Below are 24,691 nucleotides of genomic sequence, written 5' to 3'. Positions count from 1 at the left end.
TTTACTTCTTCGTCCAGGCCGCGGCGGTGTCGCCCGCGGTCGCGCGCACGAAGCACTTGCCGCCCTTGGCGCGATAGTTCGAGCACAGGCGCTTGGCGCCCGCTTCGTCGAAGCCACCGACCGATAGACGGTAATAGGTCTTGCCCGCCACCGTGATCGGCATGCCTTGCGGCGCATAGCCCGAAAAATTGCGTGAAGCCCGTGCCCAGCCATCGCGAGCGACGCCCGCGCTGTCATAGGCGCCGAGCTGGACAACGAAGTTGCCCTTCCCGACGACAGGCTTCACGCCGACCTTGGAAGCGCCCGGGGTGGTGGTTGCGACCAGGGGTTTGACGAAATTCTTGGATTTGACCGGCGATGACGCGACGACCGGCTTGACCGGCGCCGTCACCACGGCCTTGATCGGCAGCGGCTGCACGACTTCGGCCCGCGCACCGAACACGACGCCGGATACCGAAGGCTTCGGTGCGACCATCGGATCAACGACGGTGGCAGGAGCAGGAGCGGCGACAAAGGCAGCGGCCGGCGCACCGGTGACCGGGGTCGGCGCGACGGCGGCGACGGCGACGACCGGAGTCGCGGCGTTGAGCGCCAGCGCGATCGGCTGGCCGGGATCGGACACCGGGCTCACGCCCAGCAGCGATGCGACCTGATCGGCGCGACCGGTGGGACGCGCGAACGCGGCCCATTCTTCGATCCGCTTGTCGGTTTCGGTCGGCGACAGGTCCATACCGGCAACGACCTTGGCATCCTGCCAACGGCCGCCCAGTGCGAGGCTGAGCGCGAGATTTTGACGCAGCTTCGAATCGGCGCCCGGCTGACGCGCCATCGGCAGCATCAGATCGACCGCCGAGCCGGGATCGCCCGCCAGCGCCATCGCCAGACCACGGTCGCTGACCGAGATCGAACCCGAATTGCTGTCGAGCGTACGGCGCGCACCCTGCCAATCGCCCTCGGCGATCTGCGCGAGCGCGAGGTTGAGCGCGACCTTGCCGTCACCCGGCGCCAGGCCGAGCGAATCGGTGAGCGCGGTGCTGGCCGAACTGAAGCGGCCGGCGATCAGATACGCCTGACCCAGCAAGGCGCGATATTCGGCCGACTGCGGCTGTTCGCCCACGGCTAGCTCTGCGTAGCGTACCGCGTCGTCGGCGTTCCGCTTGGCGATCGCCCTCGACGCTTTCGATGCGTCGTCGCGGGCCGCCGCGGCAAGCTGTGCCGCCGTGCGTTCGCCGGCAGCTGCGACACCCTGAACCAGGCCGCCGACCGCGACGCACAGCGCCAGTGCTGAAAGGCTCGCGTTCAAACCGATGGTCTTCATCTCAAAAGCCCCCAATCAACCCTTGGCCCGAACCGGAACCTGGCGCGCCAGGTCGTCGACTTCGGGAACAGATTCGAGAAACGCGTCGAGCGCTTCGGTCACCAATTGCTGCGCCGACCGGCCACTAAGCGCACTCGCGAGGCGCAGGCGGAGGTGGCGGTCTTCGTCGAGGCGGAGCGTGAACGCCGCCTTGGCCTTGTGCCGAGTCTCGCGCGCCAGCCGATTGGCGGTCGCGACCGACACCGGACGGCGGACGATCGACACCACTTCGGCGGGCACCGGCGGCGTCGGCGCATCGATCGCGACCTGATGATCGTCGATCGGAGCCTCGATGACCGGGGCTTCGAGTTCTTCCTTCAGCTGGCGGCGCTGCGCCAGGACCGGCGGCACGCCCTCGGGCGGCGCGACGATCTCGTTCTCGTGGATCGGATGGACGTCGGCCTCAGGCTCGATCATCTGACCCATGTCGTTCCAGCCGAGGTCTTCCAGGCCGCCCGCCAGCGACGAATAGCCGCCAGTGAAGCCCTGCGGACGCATGGCCGGCTTCGCCTGACCCTTGCGCGCCAACAGGCCCGAGGACAGCGAGGCAAAAGGCTTGGGTTCGCTCATCATCGCGACCCCCTCAGCCCAGCACGCGACGGCCGAAGCCACCGCCCGCCGCGGGACGCTGCATGCCGAAGGTCGACGGCACGCTGGTCGGCGCGGCGAAGACGGTGCGGCGGAAATTCTTTTCGAGACGATCGGCGATATAGCTCCACAGCTCGACGACTTCGGCCGCCGAACGGCCCTTGGGGTCGACTTCCATGACCGTGCGGCCGTCGATCATCGACGCCGCGAAATCGGTGCGGTGGTGGATCGTGATCGGCGCGACGGTGCCGTGCTGCGACAGCGCGACCGCGGCTTCCGACGTGATCTTTGCCTTGGGTGTCGCGGCGTTGACGACGAAGATCAGCGGCTTGCCGGCGCGTTCGCATAGATCGACCGTGGCGCCGACGGCGCGCAGGTCATGCGGCGACGGACGCGTCGGGATGACGATCAGCTCGGCGACCTGGATGACGCTCTGAATCGCCATCGTGATGGCCGGCGGCGTGTCGATCACCGCCATCTTGAAGCCCTGCTGACGCAGCACCTCGAGATCGGCGGCGAGCCGCGCAACCGTGGTCTGGGCAAACGCCGGATATTCGTCCGTGCGCTCGTTCCACCAGTCGGACAACGACCCCTGTGGGTCGATATCGATCAGCACGACGGGTCCGGCGCCGGCGAGCTGTGCCTGCACCGCAAGGTGCCCAGACAGCGTCGTCTTGCCCGATCCGCCCTTCTGCGATGCCATCGCGAGAACGCGCATTGATCCTGTAACTCCCCGCTATTCAACGGTTGAGTGCCATGCCGGGACCTAAGAACCGGTTAACGCGTGCGTTATGAAATGACGGGGGTGCTGCCACATCCTGAACGAAATCTTTGCCATTCGCCCGATAGAGAGCATTATGAAGCCCATCAGGGTGATGCTGTGCGGGGACGCGTAACCATGCGAATGCTGATCGGCGCTGCGGCGCTTTCCCTTTTCATCGCGGGCGCGCCGGCGCTGGCCGATACCAAGGCGGGGGTCGATGCCTGGAACCGCGGCGACTATGTCACCGCCGTCGCGGAATGGCGCAAAGGCGCGATCGCGGGCGATCCCGACGCGCAGTTCAATCTCGCCATGGCCTATAAGCTGGGCCGCGGCGTGCCGGTCGATCTGCCGATGGCGGAAAGCTGGTACCGCAAGGCGGCGCTGCAGGGGCATCCGCAGGCGGAGGACAATTACGGTCTCGCGCTGTTCCAGGATGGCAAGCGCGACGAAGCGCTGCCGTGGCTCGAAAAGGCGGTGGCGCGGGGCGAGCCGCGCGCGCAACTCGTGCTCGGCACGATGCTGTTCAACGGCGACAGCGTGCCGCGCGATTGGGTGCGCGCCTATGCGCTGATGGTGCGTGCGTCGGCGGCTGGGCTGCCGCAGGCATCGCAGACGCTGGCCGACATGGACAACATACGTTCCCAACGATCAGCGCCAGCAAGGCATCACGCTCGCGCGACAATATGAGCAGCAGGTCGGGCGGCCGAGCTACGGCGACGAGCTGGCCGGCAACTATTCCGGTACCGCGAGGCCGAGCGTCGGCGTGGTCGACGTGCCGCCGAGCGCCGCCGGCGCGCCCTATCCGCAGCCGGGCAAACCGCCCAAGCCGGCCAAAGCGAGGCCGCCGGTCGTCGTCGCGGGCCCGCCCGCCACTATCTACGTCCCGCGCCCGATCGCCGCGCCGCCGGCTCCGCCCCAGCCTGCACCGAAACCGGCGCCTGTCGTCGCTGCGGGCGGCTGGCGCGTGCAGCTCGGCGCATTCGGCGACCCTAACAACGCGCACAAATTGTGGAGCGAGGTCGGCGGGCGTTTTGCTGGTCGCCAAGCGAGCTTCGTGAAGGTCGGCGCGCTGACGAAGGTCCTGGTCGGACCGTATCGGTCGAAGGCCGAAGCGACGAGCGCGTGCGGCACGGTCAAACCGTGCGTCCCGGTCGCGCCTTAAGCCGTCACCCAGTCCTTTCGCGCATACCCCTGCGCGAACAACAAGGCCGACAGATCGCCATGATCGATGCGCGCGCCGGCCGCTTGGGCGACGACCGGCTTCGCGTGATACGCCACGCCTAGCCCGGCCTGCGTAATCATCGCGAGATCGTTGGCGCCATCGCCGACCGCTAGAGTTTCCTCGCGCATCAGCCTCAGGTCCAGCATCGCTTCCGACAGCGTCGCCAGCTTCGTCGCAGAATCGACGATCGGCTTGGTCACCGTGCCGGTCAGCTTGCCGTCCGTGACCTCGAGGACATTGGCGATCGCGCGATCGAACCCGATCTCGCGCGCGACCGGCTCGGCGAAGCGGGTGAAGCCGCCCGACACCAAGATCGCGGTCGCGCCGTTTGCGCGCATCGTGCGGACGAGTTCGCGCGCGCCGGACGTAATCTCGACACGCTCGGCGAGGCAGCGGTCGATCACGCCCTCGTCCATGCCCCTGAGCAACGCCACGCGTGCGTCGAGCGCCTCGCCGAAATCCATCTCCCCACGCATCGCCGCTTCGGTGACCAACGCGACCTCGGCCTTGATCCCGGCATAGTCGGCGAGTTCGTCGATGCATTCGACGGTGATCATCGTCGAATCCATATCCGCGACGATCAGTTTCTTGCGGCGATGCTCGGCGGACTGAACGACCACGTCATAGCCATGACCCTCCAACGCGGTCCGCGCAGCCACCATATCGCGGCCGAACTGCAGGTCGCACGCTTCGCCAGCTTCGAGCCACACCGTCGCGACCGGCAGGCAACCTGCCGCGTCGAGCCGGTCATACGCGGCGGACACCTCGCCCTCCGGCAGGTGCGCGGCTATCAAGGTCGCGATGAACAAGAATGGCCTCCCGAAAGTCGCGCTCATCGCAGGGCCGACCGCGAGCGGCAAGTCCGCGATCGCGCTGATGCTAGCCGAACGGCACGGTGGGACGATCATCAACGCCGACAGCGCGCAGGTCTATCGCGACCTGCGGATCGTCACTGCGCGCCCATCGACGGTAGAGGAAGCGCGCGCGCCGCATCGGCTGTTCGGGCATGTCGATGCCGCCGACACCGGCTATTCCGCGGCGCGTTGGGCCAGCGAAGCGCGCGAGGCGATCGACGAGGCGATCGCGGCGAACATCTTGCCGATACTGGTTGGCGGGACCGGGCTCTATATGCGTACGCTGATCGACGGCATCGCGCCGGTGCCGGCGATCGACCCGACGATCCGCGCCGAAATACGCGCGATGCCGACCCCCGACGCCTATGCCGAGCTTCAGGCCGCAGACCCCGCGCAAGCTGCCAAGCTCAACGCCACCGATACCACACGGATCGCCCGCGCGCTCGAAGTCGTTCGCTCGACCGGCCGCTCGATCGCATCGTGGCGCGAACAACGCGTCGGCGGGATCGGCGGCCGCGTCGATCTGGCCCCGCTGATCCTGTTGCCGCCCCGCGAATGGCTCAACGAGCGGATCGACCGGCGCTTCGCCGCGATGGTCGACGAGGGCGCGATGACCGAGGTCGCGGCGTTGGTCGCGCGCGAGGACGTGCCGCTCGATGCACCGATCCGCCGCGCGATCGGCCTGCCAGAACTGGCGGCTGCGTCGCTTGGCGCGATCACGGTCAGCGAGGCGATCGAGCGCGCCAGTCTTGCCACCCGCCAATACGCCAAGCGGCAATATACGTGGTTTCGCAACCAGCCACCTGCCGACTGGAAGCGGGCGGACGGCGTTCCCGATCCGGCGTTGCTAACCGAGCGCTTGGCAATCGGAGCACCGTCTGATAGCCAAATGGTATGACCGCGACGTCGCCCTGCCTGATCCAGCCTGTCGGCCTGGCAGTGGCGTGCGCGCTTTCGACCCGGATCGTACTTATTATTCCCTGACCCGCCGTCCGGAGAGCCGACTGCCCAAGCCGTCCGTCTCCGGGCGGCTTTTTTATTGCATCGCGCATATCCCGCGACCAAATTTGAAAGATAATTACGTTATTTGCGGTTGACGGATAATTTTAGTTTTTCTACGCCGCAGCGCACAAAAGGTGATTTGATGGTCCAGGAACGTTCAGGGGCAGACATATTGATCGAGGCGCTGTGCGATCTCGGGGTTGAGGTCGTGTTCGGCTATCCCGGCGGCGCGGTGCTTCCGATCTATGACGCGATCTTCAAGCAGAAGCGCATCCGCCACATCCTCGTGCGGCACGAACAAGCCGCGACGCACGCGGCGGAAGGCTATGCGCGCTCCACCGGCAAGCCCGGCGTCGTGCTCGTCACCTCCGGCCCGGGTGCGACCAATGCCGTCACCGGGATCACCGACGCGCTGATGGATTCGATTCCGATGGTCGTCATCACCGGTCAGGTCCCGACGGCGCTGATCGGCACCGACGCGTTTCAGGAGGCCGATACGGTCGGCATCACGCGACACTGCACCAAGCACAACTACCTGGTGAAGGACCCGGCGAAGCTCGGCGCGACGATCCATGAGGCGTTCCATATCGCCACCTCGGGACGTCCTGGGCCGGTCGTCGTGGACATCCCCAAGGATGTCCAGGTCGCGACCGCCAAATACATCAAGCCCGGCCCGATCCAGCACAAGACCTATCGCCCGCAGGTGAAGGCCGACCCGGCACTGATCGAGCAAGTCGTCGACATGCTTGCCGCCGCCGAGCGGCCGATCCTCTATACCGGTGGCGGGATCATCAATTCGGGTCCGGGCGCATCACAATTGCTGCGCGAACTGGCGAAGATCACCGGCGCGCCGGTCACCTCGACGCTGATGGGTCTCGGCGCTTTCCCCGCGTCCAACGAACAATGGCTCGGCATGCTCGGCATGCACGGGACTTACGAAGCAAATTGGGCGATGAATCAGGCCGATCTGATCGTCGCGCTCGGCGCGCGGTTCGACGACCGCGTGACGGGCCGTCTCGACGCCTTCGCGCCGAACGCGCGCAAGGTCCATGTTGATATAGACCGCTCCAGCATCAACAAGACGGTGCGGATCGACGTCGCGGTGGTCGCCGATGTCGGCCACGCGCTGGAGGATATGGTCCGCATCTGGAAAGCGCGCCAGCATCCCAAGCCCGACACCGCCGAGTGGTGGCGCCGCATCCAGGGCTGGCGCACGGTGAAGTCGCTCGACTTCCCCGAAAGCGATCCGAAGGCGATCATGCCGCAACGCGCGATCCGCGCGCTGTGGGAGGCGACACATGCCAAGTCGCCGATCATCACCACCGAAGTGGGCCAGCACCAGATGTGGGCCGCGCAGCATTTCGGGTTCGAGGCACCGAACAAATGGCTGACCTCGGGCGGGCTCGGCACGATGGGCTACGGCCTGCCCGCCGCGATCGGCGCGCAACTCGGCAACCCGAATGCGCTCGTCATCGACATCGCCGGTGAAGCGTCGATCCAGATGAACATCCAGGAACTGGCGACGGCGACGCAATATCGACTGCCGGTCAAGGTGTTCATCCTCAACAACGAATATATGGGCATGGTCCGCCAATGGCAGGAACTGACCTATGAGAGTCGCTATTCGTCGAGCTACAGCGACGCGCTGCCCGATTTCGTGAAGCTCGCCGAAGCGTACGGCTGGAAAGGTATCCGGATCGAAGAGCGCGGCGAGCTCGATGCCGGCATCGCCGACATGCTTGCGTATGACGGCCCAGTGATGGTCGATTGCCGCGTCGCGCAGCTCGCCAATTGCTTCCCGATGATCCCGTCGGGCGCGGCGCATACGGACATGATCCTCCAGGCCAACGAAGTCTCCGGCACGATGGATGACGAAGCGAAGGCTTTGGTCTGATGCATATCAGGGAAGAAGCGACCGAGCGTCACACGCTGGCGGTGATCGTCGACAACGAGCCGGGCATCCTGGCGCGGATCGCCGGGCTGTTCACCGCGCGTGGCTACAATATCGAGAGCCTGACGGTGAGCGAGATCACCGAGGACAAATCGGTCAGCCGCATCACGATCGTCACCTCGGCCAGCCCGCACGTGCTCGAACAGATCGTCGCGCAGCTCGACCGGCTCGTGCCGGTGCACAAGGTCAGCGATCTCACCACGGAGGGCGCGCATGTCGAGCGTGAGCTGGCGCTGGTAAAGGTCGCGGGGACCGGCGATCACCGGATCGAAGCGCTGCGGCTCGCCGACGTGTACCGCGCGCGGGTGGTGGATGCGACGACGTCGAGCTTCGTGTTCGAAGTCACCGGCGGGACCGAGAAGATTGACAAGTTTGTCGAACTTATGCGCGAAGTCGGCCTGATCGAGGTCGCCCGCACCGGCATCGTCGCCATTTCGCGGGGCAAGGAAGCCGCGTAATCATCGCCCGCGCGAAGCGGGACCACCGACCAAAAAAGGGACCAAGGAACATGCGTGTCTATTACGATCGCGATGCCGATCTGAACTTGATCACCGACAAGAAGATCGTCGTGCTCGGCTACGGCTCGCAAGGCCATGCGCACGCGCAGAATTTGCGCGACAGCGGGGTCAAGGACGTCGCGATCGCGCTGCGCGAGGGTTCCGCGACGGCGAAGAAGGCAGAGGCCGCCGGCTTCAAGGTGATGAACAACAAGGATGCGGCGAAATGGGCCGACATCCTGATGATTCTAGCGCCCGACGAGCACCAGGCCGCGATCTGGGAGAACGACCTGAAGGGCAACATGAAACCCGGCAGCGCGATCGCCTTCGCGCACGGCCTCAATGTCCATTTCGGGCTGATCGAGCCGCCCGCCGATATCGACGTCATCATGATCGCACCCAAGGGCCCCGGCCACACCGTTCGCAGCGAGTACGCCCGCGGCGGCGGCGTCCCGTGCCTGATCGCGGTGCACCAGGACGCGAGCGGCAACGCGCACGACGTGGCGCTGGCCTACGCCTCCGGCGTCGGTGGCGGCCGCAGCGGTATCATAGAAACCAATTTCCGCGAGGAATGCGAGACCGACCTGTTCGGCGAGCAGGCCGTGCTGTGCGGCGGCATCACCCACCTCATCCAGGCCGGGTTCGAGACTCTGACCGAAGCCGGCTACGCCCCCGAAATGGCGTATTTCGAGTGCCTTCACGAAACCAAGCTGATCGTCGATCTGCTCTACGAAGGCGGCATCGCCAACATGCGCTATTCGATCAGCAACACGGCCGAATATGGCGACATAACCACCGGCCCGCGGATCATCACCGACGAGACCAAGGCCGAGATGAAGCGCGTGCTTGCCGACATCCAGTCGGGGCGGTTCGTCAAGAACTTCGTCCTCGACAATCGCGCGGGACAGCCCGAGCTCAAAGCCGCGCGCAAGGCCGCCGCCGCGCACCCGATCGAGAAGGTCGGCAGCGAGTTGCGCGCGATGATGCCGTGGATCGGCGCGAACAAGCTGGTGGATAAGGAGCGCAATTAATCGTCACCCCGGCGAAGGCCGGGGTCTCAGGCGATGGCGGGATGAGAGGCGCCTGAGATCCCCGCTTTCGCGGGGATGACGGATAGTGGCGCGGGCGCTAAGTTCTCGCAGTTCCAATCCACTGGAGATGGATGATGCGCCGCTTAGCTCCCCTCGCCTTCCTCACCGCCGCCGCCCTCGCTGCTCCCGTTGTCGCGCAGATGACGATGCCGACCGAAGCGCCGGGCAGGCTCGATCCCAAGCGGGTAGTCGCTGGAACCTACAAGTTCGATCCGGATCACACCCAGATCGTCTTCACCGTCAACCGCCTCGGCTTCACCGAATTCAACGGGATGTTCGCCAATCCGACGGGTACCGTGACGCTCGATTCCAAAAATCCCGCCGCGGCGAAGGTCGAAGCCACGATCCCGATCGCCAAGGTGCGGACCACGTCGCCCGAGCTCGATATGGCGTTGCAAAAGGCCGATTTCTTCGACGCCGCGCAATTCCCGACCGCCACCTTCGTCTCGACCAAAGTCAGCGTCGCCGGCACCACCGCGACGATCACAGGCAACCTGACGCTGCACGGCGTGACCAAGCCGGTCACGCTGAAGGCACGCTTCATCGGCGCGGGCAACGAGTTCTGGGGCGACAAGAAGCTGGCGTTCGGGTTCGCCGCGACCACGACGATCATGCGTAGCCAATTCGGGCTGACCAACAGCATTCCGCTCGTCTCCGACAAGGTGGACCTGGTGATCAATGCCGGGATGGAGGCACAATGAGCGACGATGCGACGACCGAAGGCCATCCCGGCGTCGGCCGGGTCGAAGCGTTTTCCGACGGCGTCATCGCGATCATCATCACCATCATGGTGCTGGAACTGAAGGCGCCCGAGGAAGCGGGCGTCGAGCATCTGTGGCGGCTCTGGCCGACGTTCGTCGCCTATGCGCTCAGCTTCGCCTATGTCGGCATCTATTGGGTCAACCACCACCGGTTGTTCGGCCATGCTCGGCAAGTGACCAACGGGTTGGTATGGTTCAACCTGGTGCTGCTGTTCGCGCTGTCGCTGATCCCATTCTCGACCGCGTATCTCGGCACGCAGCATTTCAGCCGCGATGCGACGCTGGTGTACCTCGCGTCGATGCTATTCCCCGGCCTGGCCTACGTCCCGTTGCAGAAAGTCATCACCGCGACCGGATCGCAAAGTTCGGTCGCGCAAACCTATCACCGCCAGACGACCCGCAAAGGGATCGTCGCGGTCGCGATCTACCTGCTCGGCATGCCGCTCAGCTTCGTATCGCCTTGGCTCGGGATCGGCTGCGCGTTGCTCGTCGCGTTCCTGTGGTTCCTGCCGAAAAGCCCAATCGACGGGATGTTCGGGGATTAAGCGGGCATCAGCGCGCGGAAATGATCGACCGTTTCTTTCGACACGCCGGCCAACAATACACGTAGCCGCTCGTCGAAAGCATCGATGCTTTCGCGCCGATCACGATATGCCATCGTCCAGCCGCCGAACTCGCGCCAAGGTATCTGGCGGTCGCTTAGAATCCTGATGCCGCGATGCCGGCGATCGGCCTCGAGCCGATCGAGCAATTCCTCGATACTTTCCTCGTGTCCCTCGATCACTTGAAGGAAGGAATCGTCCTCGCAATAAAGCAGGCCCGTAATCCCCTCGATACCGTTGCGCGCGATGGCATCCTGGACGATCCCGGGAATATCATCGGCCGCCCGGCCGCTGGGCGTGGTGGTGGTGCTGCGATAAACGACTTGTCGCATCTTGCTCTCCTAACGCGACAGCAATGTTGCCGCAACCGCTGGGCAATGTCGTTGCGGTGGATCAGTCTGCGAACGGGCTGGACTTCCTTAACCATCTCGGGTTAGGCAGCCGTCAGATGACGACGCCGCTCGGCCTTCTCCTGCGACTTACGCGCCCTTAGGCGCGGCTCATCCCTCGCGTGCCGGCGACGGCGCGCACCGCGCCTAAGGGCCTGACCCTCCCCGCCTCTACCAAGACGAGAAGAGCCATGCTGCGCGATCCATCGACCAAATACCGCCCGTTCCCGACCATCGACCTGCCCGACCGGCAATGGCCAAGCCGCGCCATTTCGAAAGCGCCGCGTTGGTTATCGACCGACATGCGCGACGGCAATCAGGCGCTGATCGATCCGATGGATGCGGAGAAGAAGACGCGCTTCTTCGACCTGATCGTCCGCACCGGCATCAAGGAGATCGAGGTCGGCTTCCCGGCAAGCGGCGCGACCGATTTCGATTACATCCAGAACCTCGTGCGATCGGGTCGCGTGCCCGACGATGTGACGGTCCAAGTGCTGACGCAATCGCGCCGCGACCTGATCGAAACAACTTTTGCCAGCTTACGGGGCGCGCCCAAGGCGATCGTCCACCTCTACAACGCCGTCTCGCCGGCATGGCGCAAGATCGTGTTCGGCATGTCGAAGGACGAGATCCGGCAAATCGCGATAGACGGCGCCAAAATCCTGCGTGACTGCGCCGCGGCCCAGCCCGGCACCGACTGGCGGTTCGAATATTCGCCGGAGACCTTCTCCACCGCCGAGGTCGATTTCTCGGTCGAGGTCTGCGCGGCGGTGATGGACGTGCTGCGGCCGACGCCCGACAAGCCAATCATCTTCAACCTGCCCGCCACGGTCGAGTGCGCGACGCCCAACGTCTATGCCGACCAGATCGAATATTTCGGGCGGCATATTCCCAACCGCGACGCCGTCGTGATCAGCCTGCACACGCACAACGATCGCGGCACCGGCGTCGCGGCGGCGGAATTGGGACTGATGGCGGGCGCCGACCGGGTCGAGGGCTGCCTGCTCGGCAACGGCGAGCGCACCGGCAATTGCGACCTGGTGACGGTCGCGCTCAACATGTACACGCAAGGCGTCGATCCGCAGCTCGACTTCTCGGACCTGGACGGCCTGATCAAGACCGTCGAATATTGCACCAACCTGCCCGTCCACCCGCGTCACGCTTATGCCGGCGAGTTGGTCTACACCTCGTTCTCGGGCTCGCATCAGGATGCGATCAAGAAGGGTTTCGCCGCCCGCGAGCGGCAGAACGACGACTTCTGGGAAATCCCCTATCTCCCCATCGACCCCGCCGATCTCGGCCGCAGCTACGAGGCGGTGATCCGGGTCAACTCGCAAAGCGGCAAGGGCGGCGTCGCCTGGATCCTCGAACAGGACAAGGGGCTGCGCCTGCCCAAGCGGCTCCAGGCCGACTTCTCGCGCCACGTCCAGGGCCTGGCCGACCAGACCAGCCGCGAGCTCGACGCCGACGACATCTGGCGGCTGTTCGAGCGGACCTATCTGTCGGGCGATTGGGACCGGCTGAAGCTGCAAGCCTATGACGAAACCCGCGCACCCAACGGCGACCGCATCTTCGCGGGGAGCATCGCCGAGGGTGGTTCGGTCAAGTCGGTCAGCGGACGCGGCAACGGGCTGATCTCCAGCGTGCTGGCGGGCATTCGCGACGGCTTCGGCATCGAACTCGAGGTGGTCGATTATGTCGAACACGCGATCGGTCACGGTACCGACGTGCAAGCGGCGGCGTATGTAGAATGCCGTACGGTCGAGGGCGTGACGGTGTGGGGCGTGGGCATAGACGAGGACGTGGCCACCGCCAGCGTGCGCGCCGTGCTCTCGGCCGCAAACCGGGTCGGCAGCTAGGGCGCGGCCGCAGCCGCCTCGGCCGCACGCCGCGCTTCGCCACGGCGTTTCTGACGCCGACCATACCAGAACGACCACAGGCCGAGCGCACCCATCGTCCCGTAGCCGAGGATCGGGTTAACGATCAGATATTCGCGCACGCTGATCGTCATGACCAGCACGACGCCGATGGCCACGTCGATGATCAGCCCCAGACCCCAAACGAGCGTCATGACCATCATCGTCCGCCGAAATCCGGCGTGGACCTGTAGTGCGGCGAACTGATCCGCCTCGTCCTTCGATCGACGCAGCATCGATGCGCGCGCGAGTTCGTAGATCAGGGGACGTCCGATCAATGCCGAGCCCAGGAAAACCAGCCCGATCACGCCGGTCACCAGCTTTTCGCGAAGCTGTAGGAACTTGACGCCCCCGCCGCCCACCATCGCCAGCAACGACAGCACGATGCCGGCGAGTACGAGAATCGATACGGCATCGACCCGGCGATGCCGCGCGAACTCGACCAGGCTCCACAGGATCGGCGGCACCGACGACGCGATCAGCGCGCGGACTTCGCCGAACGGTGCTTCCGCGTAGCTGTAGATCGCATAGGGCAGAATGAAATTGACCAGCGCCTCGATCAGGATGGTCTTTCCCTGGCTGCGCAGGAATGCGAGCGCCTTCGCCATCGGGCCGGCTGGACCGTCGGTCATTGGCCACGCCTACGAACGACTTCGCAGCCGATTTGCGCATCGGGATAGATGTCAGGCTTGGTAGAGCGCACAGTCACTTCGACCACGCGTGGATCGGCGAGGCACAGCGCCGCAATCCGATCGCAGAGCACTTCCTGCAGCATGACATGCCCGCTTACCGCGATCGCATGGATGCCCTCGCGCACGCGGTCGTAATCGACCACCGCATCGATGCGATCTTCGGGCGGCGCGGGATAGGCGCAGGTCATTGCCACCGACACCAGCACGCGCTGCGGCCCGGCCAACTCTTCGGCGTGGATGCCGAGTCCCATCCGCACTTCAAGCGTATCGAGCCTTATCGTATACGTCGCCTCAGCCATCGCGGCGCCCCGAGGTGGAGAACATCACGTCGCCGTCGCGCTTGAGGAAGCGCTGGCCGTTGTCGACGAATACATTGTGTCCAGTGATCCCCGACGTGATCAGCAGATATTCCACCGTGCGCGCGATCTCCTCGATCGGCACCGGGCGGCGCAGCAGGTTCTCGCTAGCGACCGCCTTGAACTCCGCCTCGGTCTGATCGCCGCTCGGCAACGTCAGGCCGGGCGACACCGCATTGACCCGCACGCGGGGTGCCAGCGACTGCGCGAGCATCGTCGTCGCCCCCTCGAGCGCGATCTTGGTGCACGTATAGCTGAAGAAATCAGGGTTGAGATTGGCGACCTTCTGATCGAGCAGGTTGACTACCGCGCCGTCGTCGAGCCCATCCTGCTTCGCCAATTCGCACGCCAGGGCGACCGGCGCCGATAGGTTCGTCGTCATCAGGTTCGCGAGCAGCGCCGGATCGAAATCCGGCGGCCGGTCGAATTCAAACACCGACGCGCAATTGACCAGTCCGTCGATCGTCCCGTGCATCGCCTCACGCGCCGCGCGAAAGATCGCCACCGGATCGGCGAGATCGCCCGCCACCGTCGCGATCCGCTCGCCATGTGGATCAAGTTCGAACGCCAGTGCCGCCGCATCGTCGTCGCGCGGCTGGTGATGGTGGATCACGACGCGATGCCCCGCCCCCGCAAGCACGCGAACGATCGCCGCGCCGATCCGCCGCGACCCGCCGGTAACGAGAACGGTACGCGTCACGCCCAGAGTCACGCGCGACCCTGCATATCCATCAGCGCCAGGATTTCGCGCCGACTGCGCTCGTCCTCGCGGAACACGCCCATCATGCGGCTGGTCACCATGCCGACCCCCGGCGTGCGAACACCGCGCGCGGTCATGCACGCATGCGTCGCCTCGATCACCACCGCGACGCCTTGCGGCTTGAGATTGTCCCAGATGCAATCGGCGACCTCGGCGGTCAGCCGTTCCTGCACCTGCAGCCGCCGCGCGAAGCCGTGCAGCACGCGGGCCAGCTTCGAAATACCAACGACATGGTTCTTGGGCAGATACGCGATGTGCGCGCGGCCGATAATCGGCGCCATGTGATGTTCGCAATGCGACTGGAACGGAATGTCCTTGAGCAGGACGATGTCGTCATAGCCGCCGACTTCTTCGAATACACGCGACAGATGCCGCGCGGGGTCGTCCTCATAGCCCGCGCAATATTCCTTCCATGCCCGTGCGACGCGCAGGGGCGTATCGAGCAATCCTTCACGCGCCGGATCGTCCCCCGCCCAACGGATCAGCGTCTTGACCGCGTCCGCCACATCGTCGGGTACCGGGATCTTGGGCGACGAGGCGACCAGATCGCCGTCGTTCAAATCGTCTTCATGATCCTCGCTCAACTTCGCTCGATCCTTTTCTTACGCTCTGCCATGATCTTGGCGCCGTTTTGTTGCGCCCAAACTGAGCCACGCGACTGTTTCTTTTCAGCAACAACCGCAGGGACGCTTGGCCATTCGAGCCTCTAGACCATTGACGGCGCAAGTTTAAGCCTCCTAGATTTGGAATGTTCGGTATGAACAATTGCGCCAATCGACAAAGATCGGGGGCGTACGGGATGAGGGGATGTCACATGAAGAAGTTCGAGCTTCTCGCTGCGACGGCTATTGCGCTGATCGCTGCCACGCCGGCCGTGGCGCAAACCACGCCGCCGCAAGACCAGCCAGCCACCACCGCCAGCACCACGCCGCAGGATGACAGCACTCAGATCGGCGACATCGTCATCACCGCCCAGCGCCAGTCGGAAAGCCTGCAGAGTGTGCCGATCGCGGTGTCGGCGTTCAGCGCCGAGTCGCTGAAGGAGCAGCAGATCAACACGACTAGCGATCTGCAATTGACGCTGCCGAACATCACCTTCACCAAATCCAACTTCACGTCGTCATCGTCGTTCAACATTCGCGGCATCGGCGACTTGTGCGTCGGCGTGACCTGCGACGCGGCGACTGCGATCCACGTCAACGACGTCCCCGTGATCGCTTCGCCGATCTTCCAGAACGAATATTTCGACCTGGAGCGCGTCGAAGTCCTGCGCGGCCCGCAGGGTACGCTGTTCGGCCGCAACGCGACCGGCGGCGTGATCAACTTCATCACCGCCAAACCCGATCTATCGGGTATCGGCGCGTCGGGCGACATTGAATACGGCAATTACAACAGCTTCCGCGTCAAGGGTATGCTCAACCTGCCGCTCGGCGACATCCTCGGCGTCCGCGTCGCGGGTTATTACCTTAAACGCGACGGCTTCACGAAGAACCTGTTCACGAATTCGCAGATCGACGGCCGCGACCAATACGACATCCGCGCGTCGATCCGCTTCCAGCCGACCGCGAACACCACACTCGACATCGTCGGCCATTATTTCAAAGAAAATGACGACCGCTCGCGCATTCAGAAACAGCTTTGCCATCGCGATCCGACCGGCGTGCTCGGCTGTCTGCCCGATCGCCTCGGCACGGATACGCTGAACGGCAACGCCAGCTTCGCGGCGACGCTGACCTCGACCGAATTCCTGCGTATCGCCTATGCCGGAACGCCGCTCGCGGCGGTGGGTCCGACTTTCGCGCTGGGCAGCGTGTATGGCGCGGATACCTATTCCAACTTCACCAATCCGACCGACGTCCGCACGGTCAACATCGACTCGCTGCCGCGGTTCAAGACCGACGAAAAACAGGTGCTGGTCAATTTCGTCCAGGATTTCGGCAACATCACGCTGAAGCTCGACGGCGGCTACACGACGGGGTCGACCGATTCCACGGTCGACTATAACCTCGCGATCGAGAACAATTACGCCACCAATGTCGGCCTCAATACCTTCAACGCCGTCGCCGGCAGCGGCGCACTTGGGGCCGGGTTCCTCGCCGCGCGCAATGCACTACTACCCGGGGGTAGCACCGCCAGCGTTTGCCAGTCGCTGGCCGAACCGACGGGCACCGGCGTCTTCGGCGGCCATTCGATCTGCGCGCCGCGCAGTCTCGACTTCGACCGCTCGACCGGCTCCGCCAGCCAATATTACGGCGAAGGTATCCTGAGCAGCAAGTTCGACGGCCCGTTCAACTTCCTGGTCGGCGCGGGGTACCTGCGCTACCACCTGACCGAGAACAGCTATTACGTGAACTCGTTCGCGCTCGATTACGCATCGGTGCTGTTCGGTGGTGGCGCGGGGTATTCGGCAACGCCGTTCTACCGCAACAATACCGACGATTACACGTTGAAATCGTACGGTATTTTCGGTGAAGCCTACATCAATTTCAACGACAGGCTCAAGCTGACGTTGGGTGCGCGGTACAACCATGACGACAAGCATGTGGAAGCGCGCACGACGTTGCTGACCGGACAAGTCGTTCCGTTCACCACGACCAACGTCTACACGTCGCCTGCGTTCGCCAATTTCGACGCGGACCCATCGCGCACCGGCGTACAGCCGCTGGCGATCAACGACGTGTCGTTCAGCCGACTGACGGGACGCGCGGTGCTCGACTGGAAGATCACCGACCGTAACCTGCTCTATCTGTCCTACTCGCGCGGATACAAGTCGGGCGGCATCAACCCGCCGCTGACGCCGGTATTCGCGGTGCCGGTCGGATTTAATCCGGAAACCGTCAACGCGTTCGAAATCGGATCGAAGAACACGTTCCTCGACGGGACGCTGCGCCTCAACGTCACCGGCTTCTACTATCAGTACAAGCAGTTGCAGCTCAGCCGCATCGTCGCGCGGACGTCGGTCAACGACAACGTCGATGCCGACGTTTACGGCGTCGAAGCGGAAGCCATCATCAAGCCGTCGCGCGCCCTGCTGGTCAACTTGAACGCCAGCTACCTGCATACCAAGGTCACGACCGACAAATTCCTGGCCAATACCCAGGATCCGTCGGGCGGCCGCGCCGACGCGGTGATCATCAAGGATCTGCAGAACGGTAACAATTGCGCGGTGGTGTCTAACGCCGGCGTCGCCGCGCAATCGAATGGCTTCGTGACCGCCGTCAATGCAGGCCTGGGCCTGCGTGCACCGACCGCGATCCCCGGTACCAACACGACGGGCGCGTTCAGCCTGTGCGCGGTATTGACGGCGAATGCGACGGCGGCATCGGGCGTGTCGGTCCTGCCTGAAGGTGTCACGACCAACATCAAGGGCAACGACCTGCCGCAATCGCCGCACTACAAATTCTCGGCCGGTGTCCAGTATACGGCGGAGTTCGGCGGCGGCTGGAGCCTCGTCCCGCGCGTCGACCTGACTTATACGGGCGGCTATTACGGCAGCATCTTCAACAAGAATATCAACCGTATCCAGGGCTACGAAGTCATCAACGCCCAGATCCAGTTGAACGCGCCGAACGATCGTTTCTACGTGCGCGGGTTCATTCAGAACGCGACCAACAACAACGCGATCACCGGCCTGTACGTCACAGACCAGTCGTCGGGCTTGTTCACCAATGCCTTCACGTTGGAACCGCGGCGCTACGGCATCGCGGCCGGGTTCAAGTTCTGACCGCGGGGCCGCGTCAGCGGCCCCCGACCTCAATCGACCCAAAACGGGCCTCGGAAATTTTTTCCGGGGCCCGTTTTTCATGCGCACCGCGCGCGCGACACTTTGACGTTACGGAAAGGCGGATTTGTTCGCGGCCCGAATGCGGGCGAGTGCGGCTCCCGAGCGACACTTCTCCGAAAAACGCGGGTTTACGCCTCAGTCCTGCCATTGACGCTAAATATTTAGGCCTCATAGGCTCGCAGGCCTTAGGCAGAAACCACGCAAACCGGCGAAAAGACCGGGAGCATTTGTAGAGGGGTTATTGTTTCCGTGAAAAAGTTCGAGCTTCTCGCCGCTTCGGCGATCGCCCTGATTGCCGCGGTGCCGGCGACCGCGCAGACTGCTCCGGCCGCACCCGCGCCCGCCGCCGCAGCCGACGTCCAGGACGACACCGCCGGCCCCGACAACGACATCGTCATTACCGCGACCAAGCGCGCGACCACGCTGCAGGACACGCCGATCTCGGTGTCGGTGACCACCTCTGAATCGATCGAGCGCGCCCAGGTCCGCGACTTGCTCGACCTCCAGACGCTGGTTCCCTCGCTCAAGGTCGGCCAGCTGCAAAGCTCGGCCAACACCAACTTCATCATCCGCGGCTTCGGTAACGGCGCCAACAATATCGGCATCGAACCGTCGGTCGCCGTGTTCATCGACGGCGTGTACCGCTCGCGCTCGTCGGCGCAGATTTCCGATCTGCCCAACATCCAGCGCGTCGAAGTGCTGCGCGGCCCGCAATCGACCCTGTTCGGCAAGAACGCGTCGGCCGGCGTGATCAGCATCGTCACCGAAGTGCCGAAGTTCGAATTCGGCGGCAGCGCGGAGGCGAGCTACGGCAACTACAACGCCGTCGTTCTGAAGGGCGACATCACGGGCCCGATCACCAAGACCGTCGCGTTCAGCCTGGCCGGTAACTACAACCGCCGCGACGGCTACGCGAACTACGTGAACCTCGGCATCAAGGGGAACAATCGCAACCGGTACGGTTTCCGCGGGCAGTTGCTGTTCGAACCGAGCTCGGACTTCAAGATCCGCCTGATCGGCGACTATGACCGCATCAACGAAATCTGCTGCACCGTCGCCAATTTGTTCGACGGCCCGACCGGTGCCGCGGTGCGTGGCGTGGGTGGCCAGGTCAATTCGAACCAGCGCTTCTCGTACGACAGCTACGCCAACTTCCCCTCGGTCACGAAGATCGACAATTACGGCTTCTCCGGCCAGATCGACTATTCGGTGACGCCGCAACTGGCGCTGACGAGCATCAGTTCGTATCGCCGGGTGAAGACCTACACCAACGCGGACTCCGACTTCACCAGTGCCGACCTGATCGGGTCGAACGCGCTGACGACGAAGGTCGACACCTACACTCAGGAACTCCGCCTCGCGTCGAGCTTCGATGGTCCGATCAATTTCCTGATCGGCGGCTTCTACTTCAAGGAAGACATCAAGAGCGACGGCCAGCTGACGTTTGGCAACAATTTCAAGGCCTATGCCAACCTGCTGACCCGCAGCGCCGCGTTCCCGACCGGCGCGTACAGCGCGCTTGAGCCGACGCTCCGCGCGTTGCTCGGCCTGCCCGCTTCGACCCCGGCGACCGCGTTCGGCGCGGCGGGCCAGGGCCGCTTCGAGCATTACAAATATGGCGACGAAGCCTATTCGATCTTCGGCCAGGTCGATCTGAAGCCGGTTGAGGGGCTGACCTTCACCGCCGGGTTCAACTACACCAACGACCGCAAGAAGGTGTCGACCAACGACTCCAGCACCGACACCTTCTCCGCCCTCGACCTCGTCCAGGCCGGCTTCAACTACGGCGTGACGCCAGTCGCGTTCGGCGGTCTGGGTCTGACCCCGGCACAGGCGACGGTGTTCGCGTCCAACCGCGGCACCGGCGGCAATCCGTTCCTGGCGCTGCAGCCGCTGCAGTTCCTGCCGCCGTTCCTCAACTTCCCGAATGCGGTGGAAAGCGGCAAGACGCATGACGACAATCTGTCGTACACGCTGCGCGCTGCGTACAAGTTCAACCGGAACGTGAACGTCTACGCAAGCTACGCGACGGGCTTCAAGGCATCGTCGTTCAACCTGTCGTACGACAGCCGCCCGTTCGCGACCGACTTCATCCCGGGCTCGCCGATCCAGAGCCCGGCCGCGTCGCCGATCCGCACCGCGGGTCTCGCGCTCGCCAACCTGACCGCGGGCACGCGCTATGCGGGTCCGGAAAAGGCGCAGGTCTACGAAGTCGGCCTGAAGGGTAACTTCGAAGGGTTCGGCATCAATGTCGCGCTGTTCAAGCAGATCCTGAAGGGCTTCCAGAGCAACGTGTTCCAGGGCACCGGCTTCGTGCTCGCCAACGCCGAGCAGCAGTCGACCAAGGGCGCCGAAATCGACGCGACGATGTCGCCGACCAAGAACCTGACCTTTACCGCGTCGCTGACCTATCTCGACCCGGTGTATGACAAGTTCACCGGCGGTTCGTCGTTTAATCCGGCGACCAACACCGTGGTCCCGACCAACCTGACCGGCGCCACGCCGTCGGGCATTTCGAAATACTCGATCGCGGTCGGCGGCACGTACACGGTGCCGTTCGGCAACGACAAGGCGGTCATCCTCCACGTCGATTACGCGCACGACAGCGCGTTCAAGATCGCGCAGGGCCTGCCGTACAAGGCGTCGCCGGAATCGCTCAACGCGTCGGTATCGTTGCAGGTGCTGAAGGGTCTCGAACTCAGCGTCTGGGGCCGCAACCTGACCGAGCCGAAGTACAACCCGGTCATCTTCCCGGGCGTCGCGCAGAGCGGCACGCTGTCGGCTTATCCGAGCCCGCCGCGTACCTATGGCGTCGATGCGCGGTTCAAGTTCTGATCGCGGGCGGCTCTTCGGCCGCCCCAGAAAGAAAAGCCCCGGCGACCCAGTCGCCGGGGCTTTTTCTATGCCAGTCGTTCGGCGTGCCAGGCGACGTGATCGGGCATGAACGTCGAGATGAAATAATAGCTGTGGTCGTAGCCCGGCTGCATCCGTAGCGTCAGATCGATCCCGGCAGTGCGGCACGCGTCGGACAGCAGTTCCGGCTTCAATTGATCACTGAGGAACTGGTCCGCATCCCCTTGATCGACCAGGATTTCGGGGACGCGCGCGCCGTCCTCGATCAGCGCGCAGGCGTCGTATTTTCGCCATGTCGTTCGGTCTTGGCCGAGATACCCGGTCAACGCCTTCTCGCCCCACGGGCAATGCAGCGGCGACACGATCGGCGCGAAAGCCGACACGCTTCTGAACCGGTCGGGATTGCGCAAGCCGATCGTCAGCGCGCCATGCCCGCCCATCGAATGCCCGGTAATCCCCTGCCGCGCCATATCGGCCGGGAACTCGGCGGCGACCAAAGCGGGCAATTCGTCCTCGATATACGATCGCATCCGGAAATTGGCCGACCACGGCGCCTCGGTCGCATCGACGTAGAAACCCGCGCCCTTGCCGAAATCATACGTCGCATCGTCGGGCACATCGTCGCCGCGCGGCGAGGTATCGGGCGCAATAAGGATGATCCCATGCTCCGCACACGCCGCGCGAAACTCGCCCTTCTCCATGACATTGGCATGCGTGCAGGTCAGGCCCGACAGAAACCACAGCACCGGCAAGCGCGCGCCCGGCTCATGGTCGGGCACGAACGCCGCGAAGGTCATGCTCGTGCCGGTCGCCGCGGAATCGTGGCGGTACACGCCCTGCACGCCGCCATGCGCTTTGTTGACGCTGACGGTTTCCATCAAGCGGCGACCACCGGGCGTTGCGGCGATCCTTCGCCGAGATTGTGGGTGCCGCCCGGCTCGATGTTGATCATTCGTACCTCGCCATGCCGCGCGACCGGACGATGCTCGACACCGCGCGGCACGACGTAAAGCTCACCCGGCCCGAGCGTAACGGTACGATCGCGCAGTTCGATGTCGAGGACGCCGTCGATCACCAGAAAGAAATCGTCGGTATCGTCATGCGTGTGCCAGACGAACTCGCCCTCGACCTTCACGACGCGCACGTCGTTGCCGTTGTAGCTGGCGACCAGGCGCGGCGCCCAATGGTCGGAGAACGTGGCGAATTTCTCCGCCAGGTTCACCGCCTCGCTCATGCCGGCATGCGGTGCAGCGCGCAGAGCTTGTTGCCGTCGGGATCCCGCAGATAGGCGAGATATAGGCTCACGCCGCCGCCGCTGCGCACACCGGGGGGATCCTCGATCGCGGTACCGCCATTGTCCATGCCCGCCTGATGCCAGGCGTCCGCTTGCTCCGGCGACATCGCGAAGCCGATCGTGCAGCCGTTGCCGTGCGTCGCGGGCTGGCCGTCGATCGGGGGCGTCACCATGAAAATGCTGCCGTTGTGCATGTACATCAGCCGGCCTTTGTCGTCCTGGCGCCCGGGCTGGCCGCCCATCGCCGCGAACGTCGCGTCGTAGAACTTCTTGCTGCGATCGACGTCGTTCGATCCGACCATCATGTGACTGTACATCGTTCCCTCTCCCTCTCTCTGTCCGTTCAGTAGACGACGACGCTGCGGATGCTCTCGCCCGCGTGCATCAGGTCGAAGCCCTTGTTGATTTCCTCGAGCGACAAGACGTGCGTGATCATCGGGTCGATCGCGATCTTGCCGTTCATATACCAATCGACGATCTTGGGCACGTCGGTGCGGCCCTTCGCGCCGCCGAATGCGGTACCGCGCCAGTTGCGCCCGGTGACGAGCTGGAACGGCCGTGTCGCGATCTCCTTGCCGGCTTCGGCGACCCCGATGATGATGCTGGTACCCCAGCCGCGATGACACGCCTCAAGCGCGGTCCGCATCACCTCGGTATTGCCGGTCGCGTCGAAGGTGTAGTCCGCCCCGCCATCGGTCAGGTCGAGGATCTTGGCGATCGTCTCCTCGCGGGAGAGGCCTTTCGAATTGAGGAAGTCGGTCATACCGAACTTGCGGCCCCATTCCTCGCGGTCGGGGTTGATATCGACGCCGATGATCTTGCCCGCGCCGACCATCTTCGCGCCCTGGATGACGTTCAGGCCGATCCCGCCGAGCCCGAACACCACGACATTGTCGCCTGCCTGCACCTTGGCGGTGTTGACCACGGCCCCGACCCCGGTGGTGACCCCGCAGCCGATGTAGCAGCTGGTCTGGAACGGCGCGTCCTCGCGAATCTTCGCGACCGCGATTTCGGGCAGCACGGTGAAGTTCGAGAAGGTCGAACACCCCATGTAATGGAATATCGGCTGGCCCTTGTACGAAAAACGGCTGGTCCCGTCGGGCATCAACCCCTTGCCCTGCGTAGCGCGGATCGCGGTGCACAGGTTGGTCTTGCCCGACAGGCACGACTTACACTGACGGCACTCCGGCGTGTAGAGCGGGATGACGTGATCGCCGGGCGTTACGCTGGTCACGCCGGCGCCCACCTCGCGTACGATCCCGGCGCCTTCATGCCCCAAGATCGAAGGGAAAATCCCTTCGGAATCAAGGCCATCGAGCGTGTAGGCGTCGGTGTGGCAAATGCCCGTCGCCATGATCTCGACGAGTACTTCCCCCGCCTTCGGCCCTTCGAGATCGACCTCGACGATTTCGAGCGGTTTCTTGGCTTCGAAAGCAACGGCGGCGCGGGTTTTCATGGGCTCTCCGATGGTCTGATGCCCGGCTTCTAGGCTTTCGGACCCACGAGGCAATCCAATCGCGGCCGTTCTCGACAGAAATCGTGCATCCTAAGGCGTGACAAGCGCAAAAAGGCGGCGCAGAAGGAGGCGCGCTCGATAAGAGGCGTACGATTCTAGGCCCCTAGTCGGCCAAACGAATAGGAAGGAATGCAATGGCTACTGCACCCAAGACCGGCGGCATCCACGCCCCCGTCACCCCCTCGCCCGAGCTCGCCGCCGTCGTCGGTTCCGACGCGCTGCCGCGCAGCCAGGTGATCAGCAAGGTGTGGGACCACATCAAGAAGAACAACCTGCAGAACCCGGCCAACAAGCGCGAAATCCTGGCCGACGACAAGCTGAAGAAGGTCTTCGGCAAGGACAAGGTGACGATGTTCGAAATGAACAAGCACATCGCCAAGCACGTCAAGGCGTAAGCTGGTTCCTTCTACTGAAAGGGCGTCGCGGGAGACCGCGGCGCCCTT

At 64.2% G+C, this 24,691-nt stretch carries 25 protein-coding genes; 12 read left to right on the top strand and 13 right to left on the bottom strand.

Annotated elements, in window-relative coordinates:
* Nucleotide 1 precedes the first annotated feature (1 nt).
* Genes FPZ24_RS07750 through FPZ24_RS07740 form a run of 3 tightly spaced genes read right to left on the bottom strand, consistent with a single transcriptional unit; the run spans nucleotide 2 to nucleotide 2,663 of the window.
* Nucleotides 2-1,318 (bottom strand): SPOR domain-containing protein, encoded by a 1,317-nt coding sequence (locus FPZ24_RS07750; RefSeq protein WP_146570772.1) that lies wholly within the window; start codon nucleotides 1,316-1,318, stop codon nucleotides 2-4.
* 15 nt (nucleotides 1,319-1,333) lie between these two features.
* Nucleotides 1,334-1,930 (bottom strand): hypothetical protein, encoded by a 597-nt coding sequence (locus FPZ24_RS07745; protein ID WP_420853395.1) that lies wholly within the window; start codon nucleotides 1,928-1,930, stop codon nucleotides 1,334-1,336.
* A gap of 10 nt (nucleotides 1,931-1,940) precedes the next feature.
* On the bottom strand, nucleotides 1,941-2,663 hold the full coding sequence (locus FPZ24_RS07740; RefSeq protein ID WP_146570770.1) for a ParA family protein: 723 nt from the start codon (nucleotides 2,661-2,663) through the stop codon (nucleotides 1,941-1,943).
* A gap of 180 nt (nucleotides 2,664-2,843) precedes the next feature.
* Here FPZ24_RS07740 and FPZ24_RS17830 point away from each other — a divergent pair, with 180 nt between their 5' ends.
* A complete protein-coding gene (locus FPZ24_RS17830; protein WP_338061677.1) occupies nucleotides 2,844-3,395 on the top strand; it encodes a tetratricopeptide repeat protein in 552 nt (183 codons plus the stop codon).
* A 76-nt stretch (nucleotides 3,396-3,471) separates the two neighbouring features.
* Nucleotides 3,472-3,870 carry an SPOR domain-containing protein gene (locus FPZ24_RS17825; protein WP_338061676.1) on the top strand — a complete coding sequence of 133 codons (399 nt, stop codon included), beginning with the start codon at nucleotides 3,472-3,474 and terminating at the stop codon, nucleotides 3,868-3,870.
* On the opposite strand, the gene serB is transcribed toward FPZ24_RS17825, so the two are convergent.
* Nucleotides 3,867-4,739, bottom strand: a complete 873-nt coding sequence (gene serB, locus FPZ24_RS07730) for a phosphoserine phosphatase SerB (protein WP_146570768.1) — start codon at nucleotides 4,737-4,739, stop codon at nucleotides 3,867-3,869. The two genes, FPZ24_RS17825 and serB, sit on opposite strands and share 4 nt — an antisense overlap.
* Here serB and miaA point away from each other — a divergent pair.
* From miaA to FPZ24_RS07700, 6 genes are all read left to right on the top strand, one after another.
* A complete protein-coding gene (gene miaA / locus FPZ24_RS07725) occupies nucleotides 4,732-5,682 on the top strand; it encodes a tRNA (adenosine(37)-N6)-dimethylallyltransferase MiaA (protein WP_146570766.1) in 951 nt (316 codons plus the stop codon). The genes serB and miaA overlap by 8 nt on opposite strands.
* A 246-nt stretch (nucleotides 5,683-5,928) precedes the next feature.
* Nucleotides 5,929-7,680: an acetolactate synthase 3 large subunit gene (locus tag FPZ24_RS07720; RefSeq protein WP_146570764.1), complete on the top strand. Its 1,752-nt coding sequence runs from the start codon at nucleotides 5,929-5,931 to the stop codon at nucleotides 7,678-7,680.
* Complete coding sequence (gene ilvN, locus FPZ24_RS07715) at nucleotides 7,680-8,195, top strand: acetolactate synthase small subunit (RefSeq protein WP_146570761.1); 516 nt, start codon at nucleotides 7,680-7,682, stop codon at nucleotides 8,193-8,195. Before FPZ24_RS07720 ends, ilvN begins: the two co-directional genes overlap by 1 nt.
* A 50-nt stretch (nucleotides 8,196-8,245) precedes the next feature.
* Complete coding sequence (gene ilvC, locus FPZ24_RS07710; RefSeq protein ID WP_146570759.1) at nucleotides 8,246-9,265, top strand: ketol-acid reductoisomerase; 1,020 nt, start codon at nucleotides 8,246-8,248, stop codon at nucleotides 9,263-9,265.
* Between the two features lie 131 nt (nucleotides 9,266-9,396).
* A complete protein-coding gene (locus FPZ24_RS07705; protein WP_146570756.1) occupies nucleotides 9,397-10,026 on the top strand; it encodes a YceI family protein in 630 nt (209 codons plus the stop codon).
* Nucleotides 10,023-10,631: a TMEM175 family protein gene (locus tag FPZ24_RS07700; protein WP_146570755.1), complete on the top strand. Its 609-nt coding sequence runs from the start codon at nucleotides 10,023-10,025 to the stop codon at nucleotides 10,629-10,631. Before FPZ24_RS07705 ends, FPZ24_RS07700 begins: the two co-directional genes overlap by 4 nt.
* On the opposite strand, the gene FPZ24_RS07695 is transcribed toward FPZ24_RS07700, so the two are convergent.
* Complete coding sequence (locus tag FPZ24_RS07695; protein WP_146570753.1) at nucleotides 10,628-11,020, bottom strand: BLUF domain-containing protein; 393 nt, start codon at nucleotides 11,018-11,020, stop codon at nucleotides 10,628-10,630. The two genes, FPZ24_RS07700 and FPZ24_RS07695, sit on opposite strands and share 4 nt — an antisense overlap.
* Before the next feature lie 248 nt (nucleotides 11,021-11,268).
* Here FPZ24_RS07695 and leuA point away from each other — a divergent pair, with 248 nt between their 5' ends.
* Complete coding sequence (gene leuA / locus FPZ24_RS07690; protein ID WP_146570751.1) at nucleotides 11,269-12,936, top strand: 2-isopropylmalate synthase; 1,668 nt, start codon at nucleotides 11,269-11,271, stop codon at nucleotides 12,934-12,936.
* Here the strand turns inward: leuA and FPZ24_RS07685 are convergent.
* From FPZ24_RS07685 to folE, 4 genes are read right to left on the bottom strand one after another with little or no spacing between them, the layout of a single operon-like run.
* Nucleotides 12,933-13,625, bottom strand: a complete 693-nt coding sequence (locus FPZ24_RS07685) for a VC0807 family protein (protein ID WP_240047662.1) — start codon at nucleotides 13,623-13,625, stop codon at nucleotides 12,933-12,935. The two genes, leuA and FPZ24_RS07685, sit on opposite strands and share 4 nt — an antisense overlap.
* Nucleotides 13,622-13,984, bottom strand: coding sequence for a dihydroneopterin aldolase (locus FPZ24_RS07680; RefSeq protein WP_146570749.1), 363 nt, complete (start codon nucleotides 13,982-13,984; stop codon nucleotides 13,622-13,624). Before FPZ24_RS07680 ends, FPZ24_RS07685 begins: the two co-directional genes overlap by 4 nt.
* Entirely contained in the window at nucleotides 13,977-14,747 is a 771-nt protein-coding gene (locus FPZ24_RS07675; protein ID WP_146574284.1) for an SDR family oxidoreductase, read from the bottom strand. The genes FPZ24_RS07680 and FPZ24_RS07675 overlap by 8 nt, the downstream gene beginning before the upstream one ends.
* Nucleotides 14,748-14,749: 2 nt before the next feature.
* On the bottom strand, nucleotides 14,750-15,385 hold the full coding sequence (folE, locus tag FPZ24_RS07670; RefSeq protein ID WP_240047661.1) for a GTP cyclohydrolase I FolE: 636 nt from the start codon (nucleotides 15,383-15,385) through the stop codon (nucleotides 14,750-14,752).
* A 230-nt stretch (nucleotides 15,386-15,615) separates the two neighbouring features.
* Here folE and FPZ24_RS07665 point away from each other — a divergent pair, with 230 nt between their 5' ends.
* Nucleotides 15,616-18,525 (top strand): TonB-dependent receptor, encoded by a 2,910-nt coding sequence (locus FPZ24_RS07665; RefSeq protein WP_146570747.1) that lies wholly within the window; start codon nucleotides 15,616-15,618, stop codon nucleotides 18,523-18,525.
* Nucleotides 18,526-18,834: 309 nt separating this feature from the next.
* The gene (locus FPZ24_RS07660; RefSeq protein ID WP_146570745.1) at nucleotides 18,835-21,420 is read left to right on the top strand and encodes a TonB-dependent receptor; all 2,586 of its coding nucleotides are present in this window, start codon (nucleotides 18,835-18,837) and stop codon (nucleotides 21,418-21,420) included.
* Nucleotides 21,421-21,485: 65 nt separating this feature from the next.
* Here FPZ24_RS07660 and fghA read toward each other — a convergent pair whose 3' ends face one another.
* The 4 genes from fghA to FPZ24_RS07640 are packed head-to-tail and all read right to left on the bottom strand — an operon-like array spanning nucleotide 21,486 to nucleotide 24,188.
* Nucleotides 21,486-22,316 carry an S-formylglutathione hydrolase gene (gene fghA, locus FPZ24_RS07655; RefSeq protein ID WP_146570743.1) on the bottom strand — a complete coding sequence of 277 codons (831 nt, stop codon included), beginning with the start codon at nucleotides 22,314-22,316 and terminating at the stop codon, nucleotides 21,486-21,488.
* Nucleotides 22,316-22,672, bottom strand: coding sequence for a cupin domain-containing protein (locus tag FPZ24_RS07650; RefSeq protein ID WP_146570741.1), 357 nt, complete (start codon nucleotides 22,670-22,672; stop codon nucleotides 22,316-22,318). Before FPZ24_RS07650 ends, fghA begins: the two co-directional genes overlap by 1 nt.
* Nucleotides 22,669-23,049, bottom strand: a complete 381-nt coding sequence (locus tag FPZ24_RS07645) for a VOC family protein (protein ID WP_146570739.1) — start codon at nucleotides 23,047-23,049, stop codon at nucleotides 22,669-22,671. Before FPZ24_RS07645 ends, FPZ24_RS07650 begins: the two co-directional genes overlap by 4 nt.
* A gap of 26 nt (nucleotides 23,050-23,075) precedes the next feature.
* Nucleotides 23,076-24,188, bottom strand: a complete 1,113-nt coding sequence (locus FPZ24_RS07640) for an S-(hydroxymethyl)glutathione dehydrogenase/class III alcohol dehydrogenase (protein WP_146570737.1) — start codon at nucleotides 24,186-24,188, stop codon at nucleotides 23,076-23,078.
* Nucleotides 24,189-24,382: 194 nt separating this feature from the next.
* Between FPZ24_RS07640 and FPZ24_RS07635 the strand changes: the two genes are divergently transcribed.
* Complete coding sequence (locus FPZ24_RS07635) at nucleotides 24,383-24,643, top strand: SWIB/MDM2 domain-containing protein (protein ID WP_146570735.1); 261 nt, start codon at nucleotides 24,383-24,385, stop codon at nucleotides 24,641-24,643.
* Nucleotides 24,644-24,691: the final 48 nt, after the last annotated feature.

The organism is Sphingomonas panacisoli, assembly GCF_007859635.1.
GTDB lineage: Bacteria > Pseudomonadota > Alphaproteobacteria > Sphingomonadales > Sphingomonadaceae > Sphingomonas > Sphingomonas panacisoli.
Note: the sequence above shows the minus strand (reverse complement) of the source record. Positions and strands in the feature narration are given on the sequence as shown.

Bases quoted from the DNA above. Each gene is read 5' to 3' on its own strand.
- FPZ24_RS07750 (WP_146570772.1), bottom strand. From the start codon at position 1,318: ATGAAGACCATCGGTTTGAACGCGAGCCTTTCAGCACTGGCGCTGTGC.
- FPZ24_RS07745 (WP_420853395.1), bottom strand. From the start codon at position 1,930: ATGATGAGCGAACCCAAGCCTTTTGCCTCGCTGTCCTCGGGCCTGTTG.
- FPZ24_RS07740 (WP_146570770.1), bottom strand. From the start codon at position 2,663: ATGCGCGTTCTCGCGATGGCATCGCAGAAGGGCGGATCGGGCAAGACG.
- FPZ24_RS17830 (WP_338061677.1), top strand. From the start codon at position 2,844: ATGCGAATGCTGATCGGCGCTGCGGCGCTTTCCCTTTTCATCGCGGGC.
- miaA (WP_146570766.1), top strand. From the start codon at position 4,732: ATGAACAAGAATGGCCTCCCGAAAGTCGCGCTCATCGCAGGGCCGACC.
- FPZ24_RS07720 (WP_146570764.1), top strand. From the start codon at position 5,929: ATGGTCCAGGAACGTTCAGGGGCAGACATATTGATCGAGGCGCTGTGC.
- ilvN (WP_146570761.1), top strand. From the start codon at position 7,680: ATGCATATCAGGGAAGAAGCGACCGAGCGTCACACGCTGGCGGTGATC.
- ilvC (WP_146570759.1), top strand. From the start codon at position 8,246: ATGCGTGTCTATTACGATCGCGATGCCGATCTGAACTTGATCACCGAC.
- FPZ24_RS07705 (WP_146570756.1), top strand. From the start codon at position 9,397: ATGATGCGCCGCTTAGCTCCCCTCGCCTTCCTCACCGCCGCCGCCCTC.
- FPZ24_RS07700 (WP_146570755.1), top strand. From the start codon at position 10,023: ATGAGCGACGATGCGACGACCGAAGGCCATCCCGGCGTCGGCCGGGTC.
- FPZ24_RS07695 (WP_146570753.1), bottom strand. From the start codon at position 11,020: ATGCGACAAGTCGTTTATCGCAGCACCACCACCACGCCCAGCGGCCGG.
- leuA (WP_146570751.1), top strand. From the start codon at position 11,269: ATGCTGCGCGATCCATCGACCAAATACCGCCCGTTCCCGACCATCGAC.
- FPZ24_RS07685 (WP_240047662.1), bottom strand. From the start codon at position 13,625: ATGACCGACGGTCCAGCCGGCCCGATGGCGAAGGCGCTCGCATTCCTG.
- FPZ24_RS07680 (WP_146570749.1), bottom strand. From the start codon at position 13,984: ATGGCTGAGGCGACGTATACGATAAGGCTCGATACGCTTGAAGTGCGG.
- FPZ24_RS07665 (WP_146570747.1), top strand. From the start codon at position 15,616: ATGAAGAAGTTCGAGCTTCTCGCTGCGACGGCTATTGCGCTGATCGCT.
- fghA (WP_146570743.1), bottom strand. From the start codon at position 22,316: ATGGAAACCGTCAGCGTCAACAAAGCGCATGGCGGCGTGCAGGGCGTG.
- FPZ24_RS07650 (WP_146570741.1), bottom strand. From the start codon at position 22,672: ATGAGCGAGGCGGTGAACCTGGCGGAGAAATTCGCCACGTTCTCCGAC.
- FPZ24_RS07645 (WP_146570739.1), bottom strand. From the start codon at position 23,049: ATGTACAGTCACATGATGGTCGGATCGAACGACGTCGATCGCAGCAAG.
- FPZ24_RS07640 (WP_146570737.1), bottom strand. From the start codon at position 24,188: ATGAAAACCCGCGCCGCCGTTGCTTTCGAAGCCAAGAAACCGCTCGAA.
- FPZ24_RS07635 (WP_146570735.1), top strand. From the start codon at position 24,383: ATGGCTACTGCACCCAAGACCGGCGGCATCCACGCCCCCGTCACCCCC.